The organism is Acinetobacter suaedae (genome assembly GCF_008630915.1).
GTDB lineage: Bacteria > Pseudomonadota > Gammaproteobacteria > Pseudomonadales > Moraxellaceae > Acinetobacter > Acinetobacter suaedae.
Genome location: NZ_CP043909.1, coordinates 3,355,856 through 3,373,643, shown reverse-complemented (window position 1 = coordinate 3,373,643; position 17,788 = coordinate 3,355,856). Strand labels below are relative to the sequence as shown.

The following is a 17,788-nucleotide window of genomic DNA, read 5'->3' as shown; positions in this document are numbered from 1 at the left end:
CTTTTACCACATCCTGTGGATAATTTTAACCACCAAGTTATCCACAATTCATAAAATCAATAAAAACATGGTTATCCACAAGGTAACCCTATGTTTAATGATGAAAATATATGGTTTCCCACAGAATAAACCCACCCTAATAGTAATAAATTTAAATTTTAAAATTTGAATTTATTTATAAAGCCCACCCGGAATGTGGATAACTGAGCATATCGAAATTTAAATTCAAAATCCAAAGAATAAATTTAAAACACATGCTGTATTGTGGGTAAGTCTGAGGATAGGCTGTGAATATAACTTATTCCTGATATAATTTAAATAGATAGCTTGTGTATGTTTTTTGTTTTCACAATATATATAAAGAAGTCGTTATAGAAAAATGTAAGAAAACAAATAAGATAAAATGTAAAGATTTCGATTTTTCATTGACAGCGTAAACATTGCGCAATAAAATCGCGGACCTTTATAGAAAGATCATTTTGGGAGTTTCGATATGAAACGTACTTTCCAACCATCTGAATTAAAGCGTAAACGCGTTCATGGTTTCCGTGCTCGTATGGCAACTAAAGCTGGTCGTCAAGTTTTAGCTCGTCGTCGTGCGAAAGGTCGTCATAGCTTAACTGTTTAATACTGTTAAGCTGACCAGATTTGGGTGATGGCACTTTACAGTTTTGGCACTGAATTTCGTATTCGTTGTGCTGCAGATTACAAAAGTGTATTTGATGGTGCGCTTTTTAAAGTGCATCAGCCCCATTTCCTTTTTTTAGCAAAATTAACCGAACAGCCAAATAGCCGTTTGGGTATTGTCGTTGCTAAAAAAAAGGTGCGTCGTGCACATGAACGAAATCGGGTAAAACGTCTTGCTCGTGAGAGCTTTCGTTTACATCAAGCACAATTTAATGCTGATATCGATATTGTGGTGATGCCTAAAATAGGTATAGATACAATTTCAAATCAAGAATTACATCAACAATTAGATTTTGCTTGGCAAAAATTACAACGTTTAGCAAAAAAGCATTCCAAAGTCGTTACTACTTCCCTCCAAAATTAGAGATCTCCAATGGTACGTATCCTGCATTGGTTGATAAGATGCTACCAAATCGCAATCAGTCCGTTATTGGGGCCACGTTGTCGCTATATTCCAACTTGTTCTCAATATGCCATTGAAGCTTTACAAACGCATGGAGCAGTTAAAGGAGTTTGGCTGTCAGCTAAACGTGTTTGTCGATGTCATCCTTGGGGAGGGTCTGGTTACGACCCAGTGCCACCTAAAGCAGTTCGTTTTATTTCGTTTCATCAAATAGATTCTCAAATGCATCACGTTGCTGTACCCTTTCGTGATCGTTTATGTAAGCAAAATTTCTCTAATCATTTGGGATATTAGTTATGCAACAATGGGCCAGATTTGCAATTCTTGGAGCCATGTTTGTTACCGCATATTTGCTTATTTTGGCTTGGCAAAAAGATTATGGTCATGCTGCACCAGCTCCGCAACAACAAGCGGCTGTAGTGAGTGCACATGATGTGTCTGCAGATTTGCCAAATGCTCAAAATGCAACAGCGGCTTCAGACTTGCCACAAGCAAATGTGACTGCATCACAACAAGCCACAGAAACTACCCCTGTGAATCAGCAACTGATTTCAGTACAAACTGATCTCTATCATCTTTGGATTAATCCGAAAGGTGGTGATATTGTTCGTATTGAGTTGTTGAGCCATGATAAAAGCAAAAATGGTGATCAACCATTTGTTATGCTGGAAAATGATGCGAATCGTACGTATGTCGCTCAATCGGGTTTAATTGGTTTAAATGGACCAGACAGCAGCCGGAATGGTCGTCCAATGTATGATGTTGAAAAAACAGCATATACAATGGAAGATGCAAAAAAAGTGGCTGCTACAGATGGAGCAACCAGTCAAGTTTTGACTGTTCCATTGGTATTTAAAACACCTGAAGGTGTAGAAGTGATTAAAACTTTCACTTTCACCCAAGGTGAATATCCAATTACAGTAAAACACCAAGTCATTAACCGTAGTCAGCAAAACTGGCAAGGTCAAATGTTTGGTCAGCTAAAACGTGATAACTCAGATGATCCAGGAAAATCTGACCAAGGTATCTTTACCTTAGGTACCTTCTTGGGTGGTGCATGGGGTACACCTGATGCACATTACAACAAACTCAAGTTTTCTAATTTCTCTGATGAGAAGTTGAATCTTGATGCGAAAAATGCTTGGGTTGCGATGGTTCAGCACTATTTTGTGAGTGCATGGATTCCGGGTAACTTAAAACTGACGCAAGCAGATGGTCAGCCATATACTGCTAAATTAGAATCACGTCAGTCTGCAGACAAGATGAATATTATTGGCTTTACCTCTCCGACCATTAATGTACCTGCAGGTACCTCAATGGAAGTTGATGCGAAGTTCTATTCAGGTCCAAAAATCCAGTCTGAGCTGAAAGATTTAGCTGTAGGCTTAAACCAAACTGTAGATTATGGTTGGTTATGGCCGATCGCAAAATTATTGTTCCTTGGTTTGCAATTTTTCCATAACATCGTGGGGAACTGGGGTTGGTCAATTATTCTTTTGACGATCTTAGTGAAGCTGATTTTATGGCCACTTTCTTCGAAAAGCTATCGCTCGATGGCAAAAATGCGTGTGATTGCACCTGAAATGCAACGCATGAAAGAAGAGTTTGGCGATGACCGTATGCGTTTCTCTCAAGAAATGATGGCATTGTATAAGCGTGAACAAGTGAATCCATTGTCGGGCTGTTTGCCGTTATTACTGCAAATGCCGATTTTCCTTGCCCTATATTGGGTATTGATGGAAAGTGTGGAATTACGTCATGCACCTTGGTTGCTATGGATTCAAGATTTATCTGCGATGGATCCTTGGTTTATTTTGCCGCTACTCATGGGGGTTACCATGTATGTGCAGCAAATGCTCAATCCACAACCGACTGATCCAATGCAGGCAAAGGTTTTCCGTTTGATGCCAATCATCTTTACGGTATTTATGTTGTTCTTCCCAGCAGGTTTAGTCCTTTACTGGATCGTCAACAACGCCATTACGATTCTGCAACAGTCATTTATCAATAAGAGTGTAGAGAAAGATCGTCTCAACAAGGTTGAGTCAGCGTCTTAATTCTCCAACTTTTACTGAATAAATCCGCTTAAGATGGTAATCTTAAGCGGATTTTTATTTGGCTGAATTTTAGGGTTGTGAAGTGAAAAATATGCAACATCAAACCACAATTGCTGCGATTGCTACACCGTTGGGTCGTGGTGGTGTGGGGGTCATTCGTCTCTCTGGGCCGAAGGCTTATATGATTGCCGAACAACTCACACAAAAACAATTACCTACCGCAAGAATGGCTGCTTTTCGTCAGTTTTATGATGCGGATAATTCAGTGATGGATGAAGGCATTATCTTGTGTTTTCCAAATCCACATTCATTTACAGGTGAGGATGTGGTTGAAATCCAAGGACATGGTGGTCCTGTGATTCAAAATGCATTGTTGGCGCGCTTGCTTGATTTAGGGGCAACGGCTGCAAAAGCAGGTGAATTTTCCATGCGTGCCTTTGAAAATGGCAAAATGGATTTGGTTCAAGCAGAAGCGATTGCAGATTTGATTGATGCAACGTCACAGGCAGCAGCACGTTCAGCAGTACGTTCTTTACAAGGTGCTTTTTCAACCAAAATTAATACTGTTTTAGAAAAATTGATTCACTTGCGTTTGCATGTGGAAGCCGCGATTGATTTTCCAGAAGAAGAAATTGATTTTTTAGCGGATGGTAAAATTTTAGCATTGTTGGATGATGTACAAGATTCTGTCAAAGCGGTACAACAATCAGCGCGTCAAGGTCAATTGTTACGTGAAGGTTTGCAAGTCGTGATCGCGGGTAAACCGAATGCTGGCAAATCGAGCTTATTAAACGCATTGGCTGGACATGAGCGTGCCATTGTGACTGATATTGCGGGTACCACACGTGATGTTTTGCACGAAAAAATCAGTTTGAATGGCTTACCGATTACTTTAACGGATACGGCTGGTTTACGCGAAACAGGTGATGTTGTTGAGCGTGAAGGTATTCGCCGAGCGATCAAAGAGATTGAGCAGGCAGATTTATTACTCTTGGTATATGACTTAAATCAAGGTGATGAACCGTTGCAATTGGCACATGAATATTTTGCAGATCATCTGGAACCGAAACGTTTATTGTTGATCGGAAATAAATGCGATTTAACGGGTCAACCAGCAGAAATGACAGATTATCAAGGCTTCCGCCACATTCGGGTTTCAGCGAAACAGGATATGGGGGTTCAGGCACTCATAGATGCGATTACAGCGCATGCAGGCTTTCAACCTGAGGAAGATACCTTTATCGCCCGTACGCGTCATTTAGACGCAATGAAGCGCACTCAGCGCTATTTGTCAGAGGCACGTGAACAACTTGTGGTGTTTAATGCGGGTGAGCTTGTTGCTGAGTCATTGCGATTGGCACAAAATGCCCTTGGTGAAATCACCGGTGATTTTAGTGCGGATGATCTGCTTGGGAAAATTTTTGGTTCGTTCTGTATTGGGAAGTGAGTTTAATCAAGCATAAATGTTCCACGTGAAACATCTTGGGTGTTGGTTTGATTTTGGTTGTGACTCAGTAAGTCGAGCTGTATAGCCTTGTGAGACGGATTACAATAGCGGCTGATTTTTGATTCGAGTGTCAGTCATGTTAAAAAAAATTGGGATATTCTCATTATTGAGCTGTGTTTCTATGATGAGTTTAGCCAATGTGGAAACCTTAAAAAGTAATCTAAATAAAAACTATCCCAATATCCAAGTGACCAATATCCAAGCCACCGAAATGAAGGGTTTATATAGTGCAAATCTAGATAATCAAATCATCTACCTCGATGAAAATGCCGAGCATATGTTTATCGGTTCAATGGTGCGTTTAAAAGACCAAAAAAATCTCACAAAAGATTTAGTACTTAAGCAAAATTCAATTGATTGGCAAAAACTCCCTTTACAAGATGCAATTAAAACGGTCAAAGGTAATGGTAAACGTCAGCTCGCTATTTTTTCAGATCCAAACTGTCCGTACTGTAAGCAATTAGAAGCAGAACTGGATAAGCTCAATGATGTAACGATTTATACCTTTATCTATGCCTTAAAACCGCAATCTATCGCTGTTTCTAAGCAAGTTTGGTGCGATGCAAATCCATCCTATGCATGGAAAAATTTACTGCAAAAGAATGTTCAACCTAAAGCAAAAACCTGTGCCAATCCAATTGATCGAAACCTAGCTTTAGGACGTAAATTAGGTGTGAACGGGACCCCCACTTTAATTTTTTCAAATGGTTTAAAGATGGTAGGGGGACGTAGTGCTGAAGATATTCAAATGATTTGGAAGGAACTAGGACTATAAATATAAACCTCCCAATTCATAACAATCATGAATTGGGAGTGATTTCTATGACGCTAGCTTTTCTTAATAACAAGGTTATAGATAAATAAAATAATCACGGCACCAATGACAGATGCAATAAATCCAGCCGCAGAGTTTTCACCATATAAACCAAGTAATCGACCGCCATAGGTCGCCAATAAAGAACCCGAAATACCGAGTAAAGTGGTAACAATAAAGCCAGCTTTGTCATCACCTGGATGGAGCGCTCGCGCAATTAAACCCGCAAAGAAACCAACGACAATTGCTACAATTAGAGACCACATTGTTATTTCTCCTTGTTTTAACAATAGTATTTGTTGTTATCCTGCTTGATGATGAGAGCTTTTGTCTGTAGTGGATTGCTTATTTATGTCGTATTTTTGTGCAGTGTTGAGATATTTTTAATTAAGATTTAAAAATAAAAAAGCGACGAAATCGTCGCTGAACAGGTGCTTGAGCTACTTTTGCATGGGCAGTTCAAGCACCAATGATACAGATTGTTTTATTAATCAAAGACCAATTTCACCGATAAATGGAAGATGACGATATTTTTGATCAAAATCGAGACCATAGCCCACAATAAATCGATCTTCAACTTCAAAACCTAAGAATCTGACGTCTAAATCAATCTCACGGCGTGAAGGTTTGCTGACTAAGGTACATAGCTCGATTGAGTTAGGATTACGGGTTTGCAGAATTTCCATAACTTTACTTAATGTCCGTCCTGAATCAATAATATCTTCAACAACGAGAACATCTTTACCACGGATTTGACCATCAAGATCTTTTAAAATTTTGACATCACGTGAAGAAACGGTTGTACCGTTTACATAGCTTGAAACAGTCATAAAATCGAGTTCATGCGGTTTTTCAATCGCACGGCATAAATCTGCCATAAAGATAACTGAGCCACGCAGTAAACCAATCAATACCAGTTCTTTATCACTTTGAGCATAGTGTGCATTGATTTTTTCACCTAGCTCTTTCACTTTGGCTTGGATCTCTTCACTGGAAATCATTACGCGCATCGCAACAGTCATCGATAGATTCCTAAAACTTTAAAAATGGGAAAATAAAAAAGGTGTTGACCTGCAACACCTCGAAATCTTGAGTTAATGTGAGAATTTTAAAACAAAATGAGTTTTCATGCATCTTTTGATGATGAAGAATATGTATCATTTTGCCGTGAAGCACTGTCTCGCTTCAACAAAACTGCGCAGCTCATGGCAAAGAGGATCAATCCAATCCTACGCTTATTAAATACTCTAGTTGGCGCTATAGGCTTTTTGTCCATAGATATAGGTTGCCTCGATATTACGGTCATCGCCTATAGTAAACAGCGCAAATAAGCTGTCATCAATTGATTTAGAACGTGACTGACGTAGTTGTTGTAAAGCCGTTGCTTGCAGATTCAGCACGACAAAATCAGCTTCTTTACCGATATTGAAATTGCCGAGCTTATCATCGAGATCAAGTGCTTTTGCACCACCTAAGGTTGCATGATATAGCGACTCAAAAGCAGAGAGTTTATCACCTTGTAACTGCTGCACTTTATAGGCTTCATTGACGGTTTGTAATAAGCTAAATGAAGTCCCTGCCCCAATATCTGTACCCAAACCAACTTTGACTTGTTGTTCCCATGTTTTCTTTAGTGGAAATAAGCCGCTACCTAAGAACAGGTTAGACGTTGGGCAAAAGGCAATTGCAGAGTTAGTCTCATGCATGCATTTCCATTCTGCATCTTCTAAATGTACGCAATGCGCGAATACCGAACGCTGACCTGTTAAGCCATAGTGATGATAGACATCGAGATAGCCCTTTTGCGCTGGGAATAAATCTTTGACCCATGCAATCTCATCTTTATTTTCACTTAAATGAGTATGTACATAGACATCAGGATATTCTGCTTTGAGTTGCCCTGCTTTTTCTAGCTGTTCTGGTGTAGAGGTTGGTGCAAATCGAGGTGTAATGGCGTATAAAGTGCGGCCTTGGCCATGCCACTTTTCGATCAGGGCCTTAGAATCATCGTAGGCGCTCTCTGCAGTGTCGCACAGTGCTTCAGGTGCATGACGATCCATCATGACTTTACCTGCGATTAAACGCATTTGGTACTGTTCTGCGGCTTCAAATAAAGCATTCACAGACTCAGGATGAACAGTACAAAACACCAGTGCCGTAGTGGTTCCATTTTTAAGCAATTCCTGCACAAAGAATTTTGCAATTTCTTCGGCATAGGCTTGGTCTTTGAACTGGATTTCAGTTGGGAACGTATAGGTATTGAGCCAACTGAGTAATTGTTCACCGTAGGCACCGACCATTTCTGTTTGTGGGAAGTGGATGTGGGTGTCAATCATCCCAGGAATGATCAATTGATCTGGATAATGTTGAATCTCAACATCTGTAGGTAGGTGATCTTGAGCCGCATCCCAAGTGCCAAACCAACGAATTTTGCCTTGTTCAGTGATCAGAATACCATCTTCGATATATCGCACTTGGTCTGCGATTTCAGTCGCTTGGGAAACAGTTTTTTGAATATCTAAGAAGCGACCACGAATAACCGTGATCGGAGTAGCCAACGTCATAACAACCTACAGTTTTACTTTTTTCGGTTGATTGTACCTGATTTTGTCCAGGTTACTGGAATATTCGCCTAAATTAAGCGACTAAAAAGTGTATAAATGTGAGTAAATTTTTTGAGTCAATGAATTAAGTTTATCTTTGGTGAGAATGTATATATTCTTAGCAAAAAGAAGTACTGTTTGAGAGCAGTATATTGATAATTCAAAATTAAAAAATTTACTAAATAATATTTTTTATAAGTTTTGTATTGTTGATGAAGGTTGCGAGAGTGATCTCGTTTAAACTAGATTTGCAGTATTTGAAATTTTAGAAATTGAGATAAAATTTATGAAAAAAATAGGATTAATTATTTTGTTGGCAATCACTATTTCAGCATGTGATTCTAACAATAAAACTTATCAAAGTACTTTTAAGCATACTCTAGAATGCCAAGATCAATTAAAAGACATTACGAAGGGAAACTTTAAACTAGATGATATTCCAAAGAAGAATTTGACCTTTGATATACAGCCGAGAGATAACAATATTGAAATAATTCAAATTAATTTTGTCCCAAAAGAGCAAAATGAAAGTAGATCAGCGGGTCGAATCAAAGTGAACAAAGCTGATAAAGAGATGTTCAATTCAACTTTTGACGATATAAACCTAATCCCAATCAAACTGGGTTCACATCAAATGTTTGTTGCCGAGTGTTTTTAAAAAGGTAGTTAGTCTTGTCAAAAGTTCTTCTTGCTATACGCATGGTTTTAAAGCATTTAAAAATAGTTCTACCCTCCTTGAGGAAATGAAACAGCAAATTGAGACCATGTGGATATTATTTGAGTATAGAAATGGTCAAGGAGAGCGAAGACAAAGCTTTGCACTGATTGAAGTAATTATTGATGATATAAGTGTCCCTAAAAATGAAACTTTTTTAACTTACCATTCAAATGATTTTTTATTAGAGGAACTTGTTGCATTTAATGATGATACTGATCAGATTCTTTATTATCAGATTATTGAAAATGAACAATTTGACGTGAGAGAACTAGAGCTTTTTAGATGGAACAATCATAATGATGAGCTTGATGGAAAGCTCCTATATTTTCGTGTTCTTATTACTAGAATGAATGATCAGTACAATGAAGTTTTTTTAGGATGGGCTGATTTTGAAAATGATCCTCCATGTTTAGAAATGTATACTGCTAGAGGTACGAAGTTGGTTGATGTGAATGATTATCCTGAAAGAGAAGATTTTTATTTTACTTTTGTTCCTTTCTTGGAGGCGGAGTGATTAGCTATAGAGTTTTAATATTGAAATTTAGTCTTAAAAAAAGATACTCAGCTTAGTGAGTATCCTTCTGCTTAATTTGATATGCTATAGATATCGAGCTTTGTATAGGCTTAAAAAGGTATCAAGAGTGGATCATTAAGATCAAACCAATTAAAAATTAATTTATTCCGCTTGATGTTTATTGTGACGTAACGATAGATACGCCGTAATACTCAATACCAAGATGATAAAGCTGAGGGAAATCCAGATCGGCATGTGGAACACATCCAACAACAACATTTTCGTACCGATAAACAATAAAATAATACCTAAGCCATAAGGTAAATAATGCATTTTGGTTGCTGCGCCAGCGAGTAAGAAGAACATTGCACGCAAGCCTAAAATTGCCATTAAGTTTGCAGTTAAAACGATGAATGGGTCAGTCGTTACAGCAAAAATTGCAGGAATCGAGTCCACAGCAAAAATGACATCAGAAGCTTCGACCAGTACTAATACTAAAAATAACGGCGTCGCCCACAAAAGTCCATTTCGGCGGACGAAGAATTTATTGCCTTCTAGTTGAGGTGTGATGCGAAGGTGTTTACGTAACCATTTGAGTAAAGCATTGTCTTCGATATCACCCTCTTCCTCCTGCCCTTTTAGAAATTTAAAGCCGGTATAGACGAGGAAAGCACCAAAGATATAAAGAATCCATGAAAACTCTTGAACGAACCAAGCGCCAATAAAGATAAAGATGGTTCTAAGTACAATTGCGCCGAGAACTCCATAGAGCAAGATTTTGCGTTGTAAAGCAGGTGGAATCGTGAAAGCAGCGAAGATCATGAGCCAAACGAAGACATTATCGATTGCTAAGGATTTCTCAAGTAAATAGCCTGCGAAGTATTCCATGGTTTTTTGATTGGCAATGTTCACTCCAACTGTTTGCTGGAGATACAGCCACAATGCACCACCAAACAGTATGGCGACAGTGACCCAAGCAATACTCCAATAAGCAGCTTGTTTAAAAGGAACATTTTGGTTTTGTTTCTGTTTAAAACCTAAAAAGTCGATGATTAACATCACCGACACAATGCCAAAAAAGGCAAGGTATAGCCATAAATTGCCGATAGTTTCCATCACTACTCCCTATCTGGCAAATGGACATAAAAAAACCTTGACCAGTTGCCAGATGAATTAAAAAAACATCTGTTTCAACATGATCAAGGTCTTGCCTACATCACCATGAGAGATGATGCTCAGAGTCCGACTTTTTGCAAAGTGTAATGACGGAGCTCTGACACCTGAGTTTTAATTGCAATACTCAGGTTTGGAGGAGGCTACTCCCCTTGTCAACAAATATGGTATGGATGATGCCATCCAAATCTGCGCGTAGCATTACATAATTTGAGTAAATCTGCAAATGGATGCTTTATGGTTTCGCATTAAAAATGTTTAGAATTTCATGTCGTAAAAATTGATGGCGAGGGTTTTGTTTGACGTGGTCATGCCAATACATCCCCATCGTGATTTTTGGTAATTCGATGGGTAAGGCATGAATCTGTAATGTTTCCGCATAATGCAGATGATTCAGAATACTTTGTGGAATGGTTAATATCGCATTGGGGTATTGTGCCAAGACTTGTAGTGCTGTTGCGTAATGCTGGCAACGCAGAAAAACTTGTCGAGATAATTGTTGGCGATTCAAATAAATATCTTCCAATAAAACCCCAGTGCGACGAGAAGATACCCCAATATGTGGAGAGGATAAGTAGGTTGCTAGATCCATTTTACTTTGTTGGGTACACACCACAAAATGATCTTGAATGAGCTGTTCAAACTGTAGATGTGCTTGATGGGGTTGTACCAGATCAATTACAAAATCGATCTGTTGGGCAGATAAGTCTGCCAGCATTTTTTTTCGGTCCAATTTGGAACTTAAAAACTGAATATTGAGATTTAATTGTGCAAAGTGATGTACCAATCGAGGAAAAATAATCGGTTCAATTTCATCGTGAATCGCAATCTTAATACTTTGCAACATGCTAGGAACAAACTCTTGTTGCGGTACAGCAATCTGTTGAATCGTCAATAACGCCTCTTGGATTGGGTGATAAATTTGCTCAGCATAAGGTGTAGGAAGCATCTTTTGCCCACTTCGTACAAATAGTTCGTCATTCAACTGTGCACGTAATCGTTGTAAGGCATGGCTGACGGCAGATTGGCTAATACAGAGTAATTGAGCAGCTTTAGAAATGCTTTTTTGTTCAAAGATCGCAATAAAAAGTGGGTATAAATTAATATCTATACGGTGGAATTGCCCGACTTCGAGAGGGTTTTGGTTATGAATCTTATTCATAGTTTTAAATAAAATAAAATCATTTCATTCATAATAAGTTTTCGCTTAAGGTGAAGTAAAGCAGCGAATCAAGTTTCGTTAAATATTTACCTTGAGGGAAATAATGATGTTTGCATTATCTGAACGCGCGCAGGATTTTATTGCAAGAACGCAAACCTTTATTCAACAAGAAATAGAACCGATTGAAAAAGCCTTTTGGGATGAGGTCCATCATCTCAATGTCGATGGCGACTGGACCAAATGGCAATGGCCAGCCCAACTCGAACAATTAAAAAGCAAGGCCAAAGCAGCAGGCTTATGGAATATGTTCTTGCCAGATGCGGAACTCGGTGCAGGTTTATCGGTTCAAGAATATGCGCATATTGCTGAATTGACAGGACGTAGCCTCCTTGCACCAACGGTATTTAACTGTAATGCGCCTGATACTGGCAATATGGAAGTGTTATGGCGCTATGGTAGTGAGCTACAAAAGCAACAATGGCTGCAACCACTACTGAATGGTGAGATTCGCTCTGTATTCTGCATGACTGAACCTGCGGTTGCGTCGAGCGATGCGACCAATATGCAAGCTACGGCGGTGATTGATGGCGATGAAATTGTTCTGAATGGTCGTAAATGGTGGTCATCAGGTTTGGGTGATCCGAATGCTAAAGTGATCATTTTTATGGCCTACACCCCTGATTCAAGCAAAGACCGTCACCATCAGCATTCGATGGTTCTGGTGCCGATTGATACCCAAGGTGTGACTATTGAACGGATGTTGCCTGTCTTCGGCGATTATGATGCGCCGCATGGTCATGGGCAGGTCAGTTTTGACAATGTGCGTGTACCTGTTAGTAATTTTATTGGTGGCGCAGGGCAAGGTTTTGAAATTGCCCAAGGACGTTTAGGGCCTGGGCGGATTCACCATTGTATGCGTTGTATTGGCGCAGCGGAAAAAGCCCTAGAGTTGATGATCGATCGTGGCATGTCCCGCAAAGCCTTTGGCAAAGAAATTCTTAAATTGGGCGGGAACTTAGAGCGGGTTGCAGAAGCACGTGTGCAAATCGACCAAGCCCGTTTATTAACGCTATATGCCGCTTATAAGATGGATACTTTGGGCAATATGGCAGCCCTCACTGAAATCTCAGCGATCAAAGTGGTTGCCCCGACTGTATTGCAAAACGTCGTTGATATGGCGATCCAAATTCATGGTGGTGAAGGAGTATCTCGTGATACGCCATTGACTGCATTTTTTAATCAGGCACGAAGTTTACGTTTAGCCGATGGACCTGATGAAGTGCATAAGGGCATGATTGCTAAATTAGAACTGAAAAAACGTGGTTATGGTCGCGGATAAGGATATAAAAATGACAGTAATAGATGTGGGTGGTCAGGTTCGTCATGGCGAAGAACTCGATATTTCCGCTGTTGAAACATGGTTAAAAAAACAAGGTGTTGCGCTCGATGGTCAAGCACAAGTGACCCAATATTCAGGGGGAGCATCGAATTGGACTTATCGTATTCAATATGAAAATGCCGATTTGATTTTGCGTCGGCCACCTAAAGGAACCAAAGCCAAATCAGCGCATGATATGGCGCGTGAATACAATGTGCAGAAGCATCTTGCACCGTTCTACCCTGTCCTACCTGAAATGATTGCATTGTGTCAGGATGAAAGTGTAATTGGCTGTGATTTCTATGTGATGCAGCGGATTGAGGGCATCATTCCCCGTGCTAATTTACCCAAAGAATTACAACTCGATGAGCAACAAGTTCGGCAACTTTGTTTAAATGTACTCGATAAGTTGATTGAATTACATCAAGTGCCTTATCAAGGCACAGAACTTGAAAAGTTAGGCAAAGGTGAAGGCTATTGTCGTCGTCAAGTGGAAGGTTGGGATGGCCGTTATAGCAAGGCGCTTACACCGAATGTACCTGATTTTAGCTTTGTGCGGGAATGGCTAAAGCAACATATTCCAACGGATGCTAAGATCTGCGTAATTCACAATGATTGGCGTTTTGATAATGTCATTTTAGATCCACAACAGCCAACAAAAGTAATCGGTGTGTTGGACTGGGAAATGGCGACATTGGGTGATCCGCTTATGGATTTAGGCAGTGCCCTGGCCTATTGGATTCAAGAGGATGACGATGCCTTGTTGAAATCTAGTCGCCGTCAACCAACCAATTTAAAAGGCATGCTGACACGTCAACAAGTCGTGGACTACTATTTAGAAAAAACGGATTTGAAACCGGATAATTGGGCATTTTATGAAGTATTTGGTTTGTTCCGTTTAGCTGTGATTGCTCAGCAGATTTATTATCGTTATTACCATCAACAAACGGATAATCCAGCTTTTAAGGATTTCTGGATCATGGTTCATGCCTTACATATTCGGGCACTCAAATTAATTGCACAAAACAATGCTGAAGCTGAGCAGTTAATTCCTGAATATGTGGCGAAATTACAGGATATTTTGAAGCGATGAGCACGATTTATTTGGTGCGACATGGGCAGGCTTCATTTGGTGCTGAAAGCTATGACCAGCTTTCAGCTAAAGGAGAACAACAGGCACAGGTGGTGGGTGATTTTTTTAAACATACCTTAAAAAAACAGCCTTTAGTGTTTGCTGGTTCAATGCAGCGCCATCAACAAACAGCACAATTGGCTTTAGCGCAAAATTTTCAAGATACCTTGATTCAAACGGAGCCTGCTTGGAATGAGTTTGATCATCAGCATATCTTTGCACAATATGATCCCCGATTTAAACAACCTGAATTATTGAAGCAGGATATTGCTCAAGTGGCGAATCCACGTGCCTATCTTGCCAGTATCTTTGATGGTGCGATAGATCGCTGGATTGGAGAGCAGTATGACCACGAATATCATGAAACATGGTTAGGCTTTCAATCACGGGTCGAAAGTGCTTTACAGACGTTATGTCAGCACATTGATGTCACACAACAACGTCAGACGGTGGTGTTTAGTTCAGGTGGTGTGATTTCTGTGGCTGTTGGCAAGATATTAGGCTTAGATGCCAAACAGATTTTTGCCCTGAATTGGTCAATCGCCAATGCAAGTATCACCACGCTACGTTGGACTGATGGACGTTTACAGTTACTGAGTTTTAATGAGCATCATTATTTAAAAGCATGTGATGCAGAACTATTAACATGGATTTAAATAAGAATAGGTGACAGACATGGCAAAGACGATTTTAATTACAGGTGCAAGTTCAGGGTTAGGTGCAGGGATGGCACGTGAATTTGCGGCGAAAGGCTACAATTTGGCATTGTGCGCACGCCGTTTAGATCGTTTGGAATCCTTACAGCAAGAATTGCAAAGCCAGTTTGCAATTCAGGTCAAAATCAAAACCCTTGATGTGACTCATTACGATGATGTCTTTACGGTTTTTAAAGCTTTTCAGCAAGAGTTTGGCAGTATTGATCGAATTATTGTCAATGCAGGTGTGGGCGAAGGTCGCCGTATTGGAAAAGGGCATTTTGAGATCAACCGTGCCACGGCAGAAACCAATTTCATTTCAGCATTAGCGCAATGTGAAGCAGCGGTAGAAATTTTTAGGGCGCAAAATCAAGGGCATTTAGTGGTGATTTCTTCGATGAGTGCAATGCGTGGTTTACCGAAGCATTTATCGACCTATGCTGCTAGTAAAGCAGCTGTGGCGCATTTGGCTGAGGGGATTCGAGCGGAGTTGTTGGATACTCCGATTAAGGTCTCGACGATTTTCCCAGGTTATATTCGCACTGAATTGAATGAGGGTGTGAAGAAGTTGCCATTTGAAGTGGATGAGAAAACGGGTAGTCAGGCGTTGGTGAAAGCGATTGAGAAAGAGCCTGTGAAGGCATATGTACCGCAGTGGCCGTGGTTGCCAATGGGGATTGCAATGAAGATTTTGCCTTTAAAATTGGTGAATAAACTGAGTTAATTGCTATTCAAAATAGATCGGAGATATCTCTATTTGGAAAGTTTGACAGCCTCATATAGGCTGAATCATTGACCTGTTTGGATATAGGCGTTTCCTTACTTTTCAGGGATGAAAAGTAACAAAAATCCTTTGTTGGACTGATGGTATATTCCCATACCACAGTCCAACGGGCGGCATCCATGCCGCCTTTCACGATAGTGAATACCGTGACAAAATTAGATGATTAAAATAGGCTATTGGCTAAATTACGACAAAGCCTTAATCAATTTTTGGTGTAAACCACCAAAACCACCATTGGACATGATCACCACAGCATCGCCCTCACCTGCCTCATTCACCACACGGGCAATGATCTCATCCAATGAACGGCTGACTTCTGCCTTGTTTGATGAAGCCGCAATTACAGGTTGTAAATCCCAATCCAAACCTTCTGGTTGATACCAAATTACTTCATCCGCTAAACGTGCTGAATGTGCCAAACCATCTTTATGGCTGCCCATACGCATGGTATTTGAGCGTGGTTCAATGATTGCCCATAATTTACGTTCGCCTAAACGTTTACGTGCACCGTCCAAAGTCGTTTCAATCGCCGTTGGATGATGGGCGAAGTCATCATAGACTTCGATGCCACGTACTGTACCTAAAAGCTCCATACGGCGTTTCACACCACCGAAGTTAGATAATGCTTCACAGGCTTGTTCAATGCTGACACCGACATGTTGTGCAGCAGCAATGGTTGCCAAAGCATTGGCAACGCTATGCTGTCCAGTCATGCTCCATTTCACTTCCCCGATCACTTTGCCATTTTCAAGAACTTTAAAATGGCTGCCATCGGCACTGGTCAGTTCAGCAGATAAAGCGGCTTGGTCATTTGGCTCTAGACTGGTACGAACCACAGGTGTCCAGCAGCCTTGTTCTAAGACTTCATCAATATTGGTCTCAGTAATCGGTGCAATAATACGACCTTCACTTGGAATGGTACGCACTAAATGATGGAACTGTTTTTGAATCGCAGCAAGGTCATCAAAAATGTCGGCATGGTCAAATTCAAGATTATTTAAAATCGCGGTCTTTGGATGGTAGTGAACGAACTTAGAACGTTTGTCGAAAAAGGCTGAATCATATTCATCAGCTTCCACACAGAAGTATTTCCCGCCACCTAAGCGAGCGCTTTCGCTAAAACCAAGTGGTACGCCGCCGATCAAGAAGCCAGGGTTTAAACCTGCCTGATCGAGTACCCAAGCCAGCATAGTCGTAGTAGTGGTTTTACCATGTGTACCTGCAACACCTAATACATGTTTGCCTTGTAATACATGATCAGCTAAGAATTGTGGACCAGAAATATAAGGAAGACCTTCATTCAGCATATATTCAATCGCATCAATGCCACGTTTCATGGCGTTGCCAACGATGACAAGATCAGGATGTGGTTGTAAATGGCTACGGTCATAGCCTTGCATGAGCTCGATGCCCGCATTTTCGAGTTGAGTCGACATCGGTGGATAAACATTGGCATCTGAACCTGTGACTTTATGCCCTAAATCTCGTGCTAATAGAGCCAAAGACCCCATAAATGTGCCACAAATACCCAAAATATGCAGATGCATCGTGCTTCTCTCTTATTCAGTCACGTAATAAACGTGTGTAATGCAATTAAAAATTTGCTTGAAAAGATAGCAAGGCTGTTATGGAAAAGATAGTCAAAATTCGTTGTTGTTTACTTAAAATTCAAGCCAGAAATGTTAAGATTTCAGCGTTTTTATCGTTACTCCAATCTCCTGATTAAACTCGTATTCTAAATACGAAGGACATGAACTTGAGCCCTACTCTTTTAGCGCTGTGTTTATTGGTGATTTCCAATTGTTTTATGACTTTGGCATGGTACGGTCATTTAAAATATTTACATGATGCGCCGATTTGGCAAGCGATTTTACTGAGTTGGTGTATTGCCCTACTCGAATACAGTTTTATGATTCCAGCGACCAAACTATTGAGTCAACATGGCTGGGGTCTGGGGCAAATGAAAATTACTCAGGAAGTGGTGACCTTGCTGGTGTTTGTCCCATTTTTACTATTTATGTTTAAACAGCCTTTTAAGTTAGATTATGTTTGGGCAATGCTCTGTTTATTGGGCTGCGTCTATTTTGTTTTCCGCAATCACAGCTAATTTTTCTGCGATCAGTTCAAGCGTTCTGTAGTTGGGGATGCTTGAAAAAACCGC

Annotated in this window: 19 protein-coding genes; 13 read left to right on the top strand and 6 right to left on the bottom strand. The window is 40.2% G+C overall.

The window, feature by feature from the left end; translation table 11 throughout:
- Window positions 1–493 precede the first annotated feature (493 nt).
- From rpmH to F2A31_RS15725, 6 genes are all read left to right on the top strand, one after another.
- Window positions 494–628 (top strand): 50S ribosomal protein L34, encoded by a 135-nt coding sequence (rpmH, locus tag F2A31_RS15750; RefSeq protein WP_000831329.1) that lies wholly within the window; start codon window positions 494–496, stop codon window positions 626–628.
- 27 nt (window positions 629–655) lie between these two features.
- A complete protein-coding gene (gene rnpA / locus F2A31_RS15745) occupies window positions 656–1,051 on the top strand; it encodes a ribonuclease P protein component (protein WP_150027585.1) in 396 nt (131 codons plus the stop codon).
- Between the two features lie 9 nt (window positions 1,052–1,060).
- Window positions 1,061–1,384: a membrane protein insertion efficiency factor YidD gene (gene yidD / locus F2A31_RS15740; RefSeq protein WP_150027582.1), complete on the top strand. Its 324-nt coding sequence runs from the start codon at window positions 1,061–1,063 to the stop codon at window positions 1,382–1,384.
- A gap of 2 nt (window positions 1,385–1,386) precedes the next feature.
- Window positions 1,387–3,147, top strand: a complete 1,761-nt coding sequence (gene yidC, locus F2A31_RS15735) for a membrane protein insertase YidC (RefSeq protein ID WP_150027580.1) — start codon at window positions 1,387–1,389, stop codon at window positions 3,145–3,147.
- Window positions 3,148–3,238: 91 nt separating this feature from the next.
- On the top strand, window positions 3,239–4,594 hold the full coding sequence (gene mnmE / locus F2A31_RS15730; protein ID WP_150027848.1) for a tRNA uridine-5-carboxymethylaminomethyl(34) synthesis GTPase MnmE: 1,356 nt from the start codon (window positions 3,239–3,241) through the stop codon (window positions 4,592–4,594).
- A 136-nt stretch (window positions 4,595–4,730) separates the two neighbouring features.
- Window positions 4,731–5,429 carry a DsbC family protein gene (locus F2A31_RS15725; RefSeq protein ID WP_150027577.1) on the top strand — a complete coding sequence of 233 codons (699 nt, stop codon included), beginning with the start codon at window positions 4,731–4,733 and terminating at the stop codon, window positions 5,427–5,429.
- A 53-nt stretch (window positions 5,430–5,482) separates the two neighbouring features.
- Here F2A31_RS15725 and F2A31_RS15720 read toward each other — a convergent pair whose 3' ends face one another.
- From F2A31_RS15720 to guaD, 3 genes are all read right to left on the bottom strand, one after another.
- Complete coding sequence (locus tag F2A31_RS15720) at window positions 5,483–5,734, bottom strand: GlsB/YeaQ/YmgE family stress response membrane protein (protein WP_150027574.1); 252 nt, start codon at window positions 5,732–5,734, stop codon at window positions 5,483–5,485.
- A 225-nt stretch (window positions 5,735–5,959) separates the two neighbouring features.
- The gene (gene hpt / locus F2A31_RS15715; protein WP_150027572.1) at window positions 5,960–6,490 is read right to left on the bottom strand and encodes a hypoxanthine phosphoribosyltransferase; all 531 of its coding nucleotides are present in this window, start codon (window positions 6,488–6,490) and stop codon (window positions 5,960–5,962) included.
- 225 nt (window positions 6,491–6,715) lie between these two features.
- Complete coding sequence (gene guaD / locus F2A31_RS15710; protein WP_150027569.1) at window positions 6,716–8,032, bottom strand: guanine deaminase; 1,317 nt, start codon at window positions 8,030–8,032, stop codon at window positions 6,716–6,718.
- Window positions 8,033–8,357: 325 nt separating this feature from the next.
- Between guaD and F2A31_RS15705 the strand changes: the two genes are divergently transcribed.
- Both F2A31_RS15705 and F2A31_RS15700 read left to right on the top strand, forming a co-directional pair.
- Window positions 8,358–8,729 carry a hypothetical protein gene (locus tag F2A31_RS15705; RefSeq protein WP_150027567.1) on the top strand — a complete coding sequence of 124 codons (372 nt, stop codon included), beginning with the start codon at window positions 8,358–8,360 and terminating at the stop codon, window positions 8,727–8,729.
- 85 nt (window positions 8,730–8,814) lie between these two features.
- Window positions 8,815–9,303, top strand: a complete 489-nt coding sequence (locus F2A31_RS15700) for a hypothetical protein (RefSeq protein WP_150027564.1) — start codon at window positions 8,815–8,817, stop codon at window positions 9,301–9,303.
- A 162-nt stretch (window positions 9,304–9,465) separates the two neighbouring features.
- Here the strand turns inward: F2A31_RS15700 and F2A31_RS15695 are convergent, their stop codons facing one another.
- A complete protein-coding gene (locus tag F2A31_RS15695) occupies window positions 9,466–10,419 on the bottom strand; it encodes a TerC family protein (protein WP_150027552.1) in 954 nt (317 codons plus the stop codon).
- A gap of 292 nt (window positions 10,420–10,711) precedes the next feature.
- Window positions 10,712–11,638, bottom strand: a complete 927-nt coding sequence (locus tag F2A31_RS15690) for a LysR family transcriptional regulator (RefSeq protein WP_150027550.1) — start codon at window positions 11,636–11,638, stop codon at window positions 10,712–10,714.
- A gap of 106 nt (window positions 11,639–11,744) precedes the next feature.
- On the opposite strand from F2A31_RS15690, the gene F2A31_RS15685 reads away from it, so the two are divergent.
- The 4 genes from F2A31_RS15685 to F2A31_RS15670 are packed head-to-tail and all read left to right on the top strand — an operon-like array spanning window position 11,745 to window position 15,567.
- Window positions 11,745–12,977, top strand: coding sequence for an acyl-CoA dehydrogenase family protein (locus F2A31_RS15685; protein WP_161416658.1), 1,233 nt, complete (start codon window positions 11,745–11,747; stop codon window positions 12,975–12,977).
- A 10-nt stretch (window positions 12,978–12,987) separates the two neighbouring features.
- Window positions 12,988–14,109: a phosphotransferase family protein gene (locus F2A31_RS15680; protein ID WP_150027546.1), complete on the top strand. Its 1,122-nt coding sequence runs from the start codon at window positions 12,988–12,990 to the stop codon at window positions 14,107–14,109.
- Window positions 14,106–14,804, top strand: a complete 699-nt coding sequence (locus tag F2A31_RS15675) for a histidine phosphatase family protein (RefSeq protein ID WP_150027544.1) — start codon at window positions 14,106–14,108, stop codon at window positions 14,802–14,804. Before F2A31_RS15680 ends, F2A31_RS15675 begins: the two co-directional genes overlap by 4 nt.
- 19 nt (window positions 14,805–14,823) lie before the next feature.
- Window positions 14,824–15,567 carry an SDR family oxidoreductase gene (locus F2A31_RS15670; RefSeq protein ID WP_150027542.1) on the top strand — a complete coding sequence of 248 codons (744 nt, stop codon included), beginning with the start codon at window positions 14,824–14,826 and terminating at the stop codon, window positions 15,565–15,567.
- Window positions 15,568–15,812: 245 nt separating this feature from the next.
- Here F2A31_RS15670 and mpl read toward each other — a convergent pair whose 3' ends face one another.
- Window positions 15,813–17,174: a UDP-N-acetylmuramate:L-alanyl-gamma-D-glutamyl-meso-diaminopimelate ligase gene (gene mpl / locus F2A31_RS15665; RefSeq protein WP_150027540.1), complete on the bottom strand. Its 1,362-nt coding sequence runs from the start codon at window positions 17,172–17,174 to the stop codon at window positions 15,813–15,815.
- A gap of 203 nt (window positions 17,175–17,377) precedes the next feature.
- On the opposite strand from mpl, the gene F2A31_RS15655 reads away from it, so the two are divergent.
- Window positions 17,378–17,734, top strand: coding sequence for a DMT family protein (locus F2A31_RS15655; RefSeq protein ID WP_165382421.1), 357 nt, complete (start codon window positions 17,378–17,380; stop codon window positions 17,732–17,734).
- The last annotated feature ends 54 nt before the right edge of the window (window positions 17,735–17,788 follow it).

Coding starts and splice junctions, on each gene's coding strand:
- rpmH (WP_000831329.1), top strand. CDS start 494: ATGAAACGTACTTTCCAACCATCTGAATTAAAGCGTAAACGCGTTCAT.
- rnpA (WP_150027585.1), top strand. CDS start 656: ATGGCACTTTACAGTTTTGGCACTGAATTTCGTATTCGTTGTGCTGCA.
- yidD (WP_150027582.1), top strand. CDS start 1,061: ATGGTACGTATCCTGCATTGGTTGATAAGATGCTACCAAATCGCAATC.
- yidC (WP_150027580.1), top strand. CDS start 1,387: ATGCAACAATGGGCCAGATTTGCAATTCTTGGAGCCATGTTTGTTACC.
- mnmE (WP_150027848.1), top strand. CDS start 3,239: ATGCAACATCAAACCACAATTGCTGCGATTGCTACACCGTTGGGTCGT.
- F2A31_RS15725 (WP_150027577.1), top strand. CDS start 4,731: ATGTTAAAAAAAATTGGGATATTCTCATTATTGAGCTGTGTTTCTATG.
- F2A31_RS15720 (WP_150027574.1), bottom strand. CDS start 5,734: ATGTGGTCTCTAATTGTAGCAATTGTCGTTGGTTTCTTTGCGGGTTTA.
- hpt (WP_150027572.1), bottom strand. CDS start 6,490: ATGACTGTTGCGATGCGCGTAATGATTTCCAGTGAAGAGATCCAAGCC.
- guaD (WP_150027569.1), bottom strand. CDS start 8,032: ATGACGTTGGCTACTCCGATCACGGTTATTCGTGGTCGCTTCTTAGAT.
- F2A31_RS15705 (WP_150027567.1), top strand. CDS start 8,358: ATGAAAAAAATAGGATTAATTATTTTGTTGGCAATCACTATTTCAGCA.
- F2A31_RS15700 (WP_150027564.1), top strand. CDS start 8,815: ATGAAACAGCAAATTGAGACCATGTGGATATTATTTGAGTATAGAAAT.
- F2A31_RS15695 (WP_150027552.1), bottom strand. CDS start 10,419: ATGGAAACTATCGGCAATTTATGGCTATACCTTGCCTTTTTTGGCATT.
- F2A31_RS15690 (WP_150027550.1), bottom strand. CDS start 11,638: ATGAATAAGATTCATAACCAAAACCCTCTCGAAGTCGGGCAATTCCAC.
- F2A31_RS15685 (WP_161416658.1), top strand. CDS start 11,745: ATGTTTGCATTATCTGAACGCGCGCAGGATTTTATTGCAAGAACGCAA.
- F2A31_RS15680 (WP_150027546.1), top strand. CDS start 12,988: ATGACAGTAATAGATGTGGGTGGTCAGGTTCGTCATGGCGAAGAACTC.
- F2A31_RS15675 (WP_150027544.1), top strand. CDS start 14,106: ATGAGCACGATTTATTTGGTGCGACATGGGCAGGCTTCATTTGGTGCT.
- F2A31_RS15670 (WP_150027542.1), top strand. CDS start 14,824: ATGGCAAAGACGATTTTAATTACAGGTGCAAGTTCAGGGTTAGGTGCA.
- mpl (WP_150027540.1), bottom strand. CDS start 17,174: ATGCATCTGCATATTTTGGGTATTTGTGGCACATTTATGGGGTCTTTG.
- F2A31_RS15655 (WP_165382421.1), top strand. CDS start 17,378: ATGAACTTGAGCCCTACTCTTTTAGCGCTGTGTTTATTGGTGATTTCC.